Raw genomic sequence first — 915 nt, forward strand, 5'->3', positions numbered from 1 at the left:
ATCGACGACGAAATTCCGTTCTAAGGTCGGTTGAGCGTGGCGGCGGCGGATCTGGGGCTCACCCATGTGGCGTTTGCAGTGCGGAACCTTCCGGCCAGTCTCGATTTTTATCGAACCTATGCCGGCATGAAAGTGGTGCATCACCGCACCGATGCGAGAGTGGCCGCGCTGTCGCCTGGCTCTCCGATTTGACGCGGCCGTTCGTGATCGTGCTGGTGGAGTCGCCTAATACGCGGGACACGCCGCTGGGGCCGTTCGGGCACCTCGGCGTCGCCTGCCCGTCGCGGGCGGAGGTGGATCGTCTGGCGGGGATGGCCGAGGCGGCGGGGTGCCTGCGCCGTGCGCCAAAAGACTCCGGTCCGCCGGTCGGCTATTGGGCGATGCTGGCCGATCCCGATGGCAATACCTTGGAACTCGCCCACGGCCAGCATGTCGCGTTTACGGTGGAGGAGGCGGAGCGGTTCGCATGATGCTTCCTTCTGAGCGTCCTCGGGTTCTCTATCTCGACGGTCTGCGCGGCGTTGCCATTCTATTAGTCGTCTTTTTTCACAGCTACAGCCGCTGGCCGAGGCTTCACCCCTTTGGGGACCGCTTCATGACGGCCCCGATCCTCAGCGATGGTTGGATAGGGGTTCAGCTCTTCTTTATGATCTCCGGCTTTGTGATCGCTTTGTCGTTGCGCGGCAGCCAGGACTTCCGGGGATTTATCTTTCGGCGCTGGTTGCGGTTGTTTCCGGCAATGCTGATCCTGTCGTTCGTGAATTATGGCGGGAGTTTTCTCTTCCCCCATCGGCCGCTGGGCTTACCGAGCCTCCGCGATCTTTTGCCGGGGCTTACGTTTTTGGAACCAGAGTTCTGGGCGTTGCTGATCGGCAAACCAAGACCGATCTTGGAGCTGAGTTTCTGGACGTTATA

General features: G+C 60.9%; 3 protein-coding genes. All 3 read left to right on the plus strand.

From position 1 onward, the window contains the following. Positions 1 to 66 precede the first annotated feature (66 nt). Positions 67 to 192: a VOC family protein gene (locus VZ95_RS29515; RefSeq protein WP_408606114.1), complete on the plus strand. Its 126-nt coding sequence runs from the start codon at positions 67 to 69 to the stop codon at positions 190 to 192. Then, the gene (locus VZ95_RS26225; protein WP_198148427.1) at positions 189 to 470 is read left to right on the plus strand and encodes a VOC family protein; all 282 of its coding nucleotides are present in this window, start codon (positions 189 to 191) and stop codon (positions 468 to 470) included. The genes VZ95_RS29515 and VZ95_RS26225 overlap by 4 nt, the downstream gene beginning before the upstream one ends. Continuing rightward, the coding region (locus VZ95_RS19735) for an acyltransferase family protein (protein WP_156995445.1) at positions 467 to 915 on the plus strand (449 nt) is incomplete at its 3' end. The genes VZ95_RS26225 and VZ95_RS19735, both read left to right, overlap by 4 nt.

The sequence above is a fragment of the Elstera litoralis genome (assembly GCF_000963705.1).
GTDB lineage: Bacteria > Pseudomonadota > Alphaproteobacteria > Elsterales > Elsteraceae > Elstera > Elstera litoralis.